Annotated in this window: 5 protein-coding genes; 2 read left to right on the top strand and 3 right to left on the bottom strand. The window is 31.6% G+C overall.

From position 1 onward, the window contains the following. A partial coding sequence (locus ACKI2W_RS03870; protein WP_407379424.1) for a homocysteine biosynthesis protein occupies positions 1-196 on the bottom strand: 196 nt, incomplete at its 3' end. A gap of 455 nt (positions 197-651) precedes the next feature. Here ACKI2W_RS03870 and ACKI2W_RS03865 point away from each other — a divergent pair. Further along, positions 652-1,500, top strand: a complete 849-nt coding sequence (locus ACKI2W_RS03865; protein WP_407379422.1) for a methanogenesis marker 8 protein — start codon at positions 652-654, stop codon at positions 1,498-1,500. 35 nt (positions 1,501-1,535) lie between these two features. On the opposite strand, the gene thiI is transcribed toward ACKI2W_RS03865, so the two are convergent. Then, positions 1,536-2,690, bottom strand: coding sequence for a tRNA uracil 4-sulfurtransferase ThiI (gene thiI / locus ACKI2W_RS03860; RefSeq protein ID WP_407379420.1), 1,155 nt, complete (start codon positions 2,688-2,690; stop codon positions 1,536-1,538). Between the two features lie 300 nt (positions 2,691-2,990). Between thiI and ACKI2W_RS03855 the strand changes: the two genes are divergently transcribed. Beyond that, positions 2,991-3,707 (top strand): UPF0280 family protein, encoded by a 717-nt coding sequence (locus tag ACKI2W_RS03855; RefSeq protein ID WP_407379418.1) that lies wholly within the window; start codon positions 2,991-2,993, stop codon positions 3,705-3,707. Here the strand turns inward: ACKI2W_RS03855 and ACKI2W_RS03850 are convergent. Further along, a partial coding sequence (locus ACKI2W_RS03850) for a PLP-dependent transferase (RefSeq protein ID WP_407379416.1) occupies positions 3,702-3,921 on the bottom strand: 220 nt, incomplete at its 5' end. The two genes, ACKI2W_RS03855 and ACKI2W_RS03850, sit on opposite strands and share 6 nt — an antisense overlap.

The following is a 3,921-nucleotide window of genomic DNA, read 5'->3' as shown; positions in this document are numbered from 1 at the left end:
CAGAAACTATAAAATTGAGTATAGCTGCTGTACCACTCATTACACCACAAGTTCCTGTTGTAACTACATCAACTTCATCAAAACTTGGAGTGTTACCTTCTTTAATAAGTTTTTTAAACTCTTCTGCCGTGTAGATATTGGCATCACCGTTTTCAATCTTTTGATTGATCTGGCTAATAGTTCTTTGATTAGTCAATTTCACTACTCTCCTAAACTTTTCTTATTTTCCAATTTGGTTCTTCTTTAAGACTGTAAAGCCTTTAAAGGTTTAATATCATCACTGGAATCCATGCCCGAGTTTAGTGTATTATCCAGTAGGATGAAATAGACTAAGCTTTGTAAAGTAAATTTTTAATTTTACCAAAGCAATCTAGGATTTAATCAATTTCATCATTTGATTTCGCCCGATTTTATCAATTGATATCTTTCACCTTCTAATATATTCTCATGATAAAGAAGAGTTGATATTTAGATAAACTATCCATTCCATTTAATTTTTTAAATTTATAGATAGAGACTTTAAAATATCACAATAGTTATATTTTTAACTTATAGTATTTAAATATAACAATAGTTAACTTTAATGGGAAAATATATCACAAAAAAATAAACTCAAAATATGAAAAATGTAATGTTGTTCAAGGTGAAACAATGGCAAAAGACTATCATGTAATCGAAGCTTTAGGTAAAACAGAAGTAGTAATAGAAAATGGAGAAGTAACCTCAGTTGGAGAACCCCTTGTTGATTTCTGCCCTATTTTTTATAAAATTGACGGTGCCGAACATCTAACTAAAGATTTCATAAAATGGAATATGGAAAAAAGGATTCGGGAATTTGGGATGTGCACACCTCAAAGAGTAGTGAAGATGAAAGATTTCATGAGTTTTGGAATATCTGAAATTCTAAGAACAAACATTGAATTGGGATTGATTGACTGTGTTGTTGGCGTGTGCGAAGGTGTTGGAACATTGCTGATGACAGATCCGGAAATTATTCAGGGCGTAGGTGGTCGGGTATCTGCACTTATTAGCACTACTCCAATACCGGAAGTTATTGAACAAGTTGGAATCGAAAATGTATTAAATCCAGAAAACGCTGATTTAAACCCTATAAAAGGATTGGAAATGGCAATTGAAAGAGACTATAAGAATATTGCAATTACCATTCTGCCATCAAAATCAATTGAAGAAATCGGCCAATATCCTTTGCCCGATGGTGTAAATACATATATGTTTGTAGCGCACACCACAAATGCGAGTCTAAAAGAAGTGGAAACTGCATTTAAATACTGTGAAGTCATTACTGCTTGTTCCTCTAAAAATGTTAGAGATTACGCTGAAAAAGAAAAATCATACTATTCCGGCTCCAAGGTTCCTATTATTGCAATTACTGAAAAGGGCAGGGAATTCTTAGACAATAGGCTTGAGAAAATTGGTAAACCACTGACAACCAATGATTATCCAATGAACAAAGAGGAACATTCCAAACCATTAGTATAAAAAAGGAAAGATGAATTTAATAAATATTTGGAGATTCAATAGATTCTCCTAATATTTTCAAACGCTTTTTCAATATATTCATCTTGGTTCATATCTTCACATGCTTTTTTTGAAAAATCTAAGTCAGCATGTGTTTGCGGATATCTTGGAACTGCACTGCATCCCCCATCATCAATTTCAGATATTTTAAATGTTCCAATATCCTTTGCAATAGCAGTGATTTCTTCTTTATCCAAACCAATTAATGGAGATAATATCGGTATGTCCACACCATATCTTGTTGCAAGGATATTAGGCAATGTTTGTGAGGCAACCTGACCAACACTGCTTCCATCAACAATAGCATTTGCCCCCAATTCTGTTGCTAACTTTTCTGCTATTTTATACATTCCGGATTTACATAACACACAAGTCATTCTCTCCGGAGCTTTAGTTTTAGCAGCTTGAAGATATTCACCATAGTCTACAACTCTTTTTTTGATAGGCAATCCTTTTGCATATGTGTTTAATTGATCAACCAATAAATTAAAGTTTTCAGTTACTTTTGGGCTGGAAAATGGATCATTGTTAAAGTGAAGCGCTATGACCTCACAACCCCTTTTCATCATCAGATATGCTGCCACTGGTGAGTCAATACCGCTTGAAATTAAGGCAACAACCTTTCCCTGTGTTCCAAGAGGCAAACCTCCAGGACCTCTGATTTTTTCATGGAAAATATAGGTATCATCTCCCCTAACTTCAACAAAAATAGTCAATTCAGGATTTGTCAAATCAACCGGAGCAGATACGACATTTCTTACAACTTTTCCACAATATGCACCCATTTCCTGCGAGGTAAAGTCATGTTTTCCAACACGCCTGCATTTAATTGCAAATTTGGTGTTCTCATCAATGAGATTTTCTTTAATTAACTCTTTGACATATCCAGTTAATGTTTTTTCAATATCTTCGTAATTTGTTTTAGTTGATACTACAGGAGAATATGATACTACACCAAACACATGATTTAATTTTTCTATTCCCTCATCAAAGTTTTTTGGATGAATATATATTCTACCCTGATTTCTTTCAACTTTACATTCAAATGTTGCTTTAATATTCTTAACAAGTCTTTTTTCAAAACGTGCCCTTATTTTAGAGCTTTTTACACCTATTTCACCATATCGTGCTAGTATTAAATCATAATTCATTCAAACACTCTCTAATTTTGATATATGCTGAAAATTAATAGCAATCCCTTCAATACTAGTTAAAACATAACAGCAAGTATAACATATAAAATTTGATGTTATATAAATGTTTTTATAAGATTAATTAAAGAACAAAAGGAATTTGTTCAAAATTATAACACTTCAATATCTCTGAAAGGTTTAATTAAAGCAAAAAGTGATTTTAAAATTTTTTAATGAATTATAAGCTCAAAATAGTTTATTTTCATTTAATTCCCATAAGAAAATTATTTATAATAATAACAATTGTAATATATGATTATGCATTTTGAAGAAATTAATTTAGACGAAACACATATTCGTCTTACAACGGATTTGAAAAATCAAGAATTGAAAAAACATATCTATAAACTAAGATATTATTTAAAAGACCATATCTCTAAAAATCAAGATTTTTTACTGTCTTTAAACCCAATTAAACCAGATAATGATGATTTACATCCCATTGTTGAAAAAATGTACTATTCATCAAACTGTGCAGATGTGGGGCCTATGGCATGTGTTGCAGGAACCATTTCAGAAATGTCACTGGACTATCTAATTGAAAACGAATCGAAATATTCAATTGTTGAAAATGGTGGAGACATTGCCCTAATTAATGATGAAAAATTAATTTGTGGAATTTTTTCAAATAATGAAATTTTAGGAAACAAAATAGGTTTTGAAATAAAAGCTAGAAAAAAACCATTAGGCATTTGCACATCTTCTGGCAAAATAGGTCATTCTATTAGTTTCGGTAAATCAGACAGTGTCACTGTAATTAGCAAAAGCCCATCTATTGGTGATGGACTTGCAACAAGAATAGCTAATGATGTTATGGGTGAAACATCAGAAGATAAAGTTTTCAATGCTTTAGAAACAGCAGAAAGGTTTAAAGAATATTACCAAGGTGTTTTAATAATATCCCAAGACAATGTGGGAACAATTGGGAAAATCCCAAAAATTGTAGAAACACCGGAATTCAAGGTTAAATTATAATAATTCAGATTTTTCTAATGCTTGACGCAAGTCTTCTATAATATCTTCAACATCCTCTATACCTACCGAAAACCTAAAGAACCCATTGTTAAATTCTTCAGGATATAAGTATTGTCTTTCATCATCTTCACCAATGAATACAATTAAACTTTCATCATGCCCCAATGAAACTGCAGAGGTAATTATTTTTAAATAGCTTACAAATTCATTGTGT

It is taken from the genome of Methanobrevibacter sp. (genome assembly GCF_045603845.1).
Taxonomy (GTDB): domain Archaea; phylum Methanobacteriota; class Methanobacteria; order Methanobacteriales; family Methanobacteriaceae; genus Methanocatella.
The sequence above is the reverse complement of the archived record's forward strand: the minus strand, read 5'-3'. Positions and strand labels throughout refer to the sequence as shown.

Bases quoted from the DNA above. Each gene is read 5' to 3' on its own strand.
- ACKI2W_RS03865 (WP_407379422.1), top strand. From the start codon at position 652: ATGGCAAAAGACTATCATGTAATCGAAGCTTTAGGTAAAACAGAAGTA.
- thiI (WP_407379420.1), bottom strand. From the start codon at position 2,690: ATGAATTATGATTTAATACTAGCACGATATGGTGAAATAGGTGTAAAA.
- ACKI2W_RS03855 (WP_407379418.1), top strand. From the start codon at position 2,991: ATGCATTTTGAAGAAATTAATTTAGACGAAACACATATTCGTCTTACA.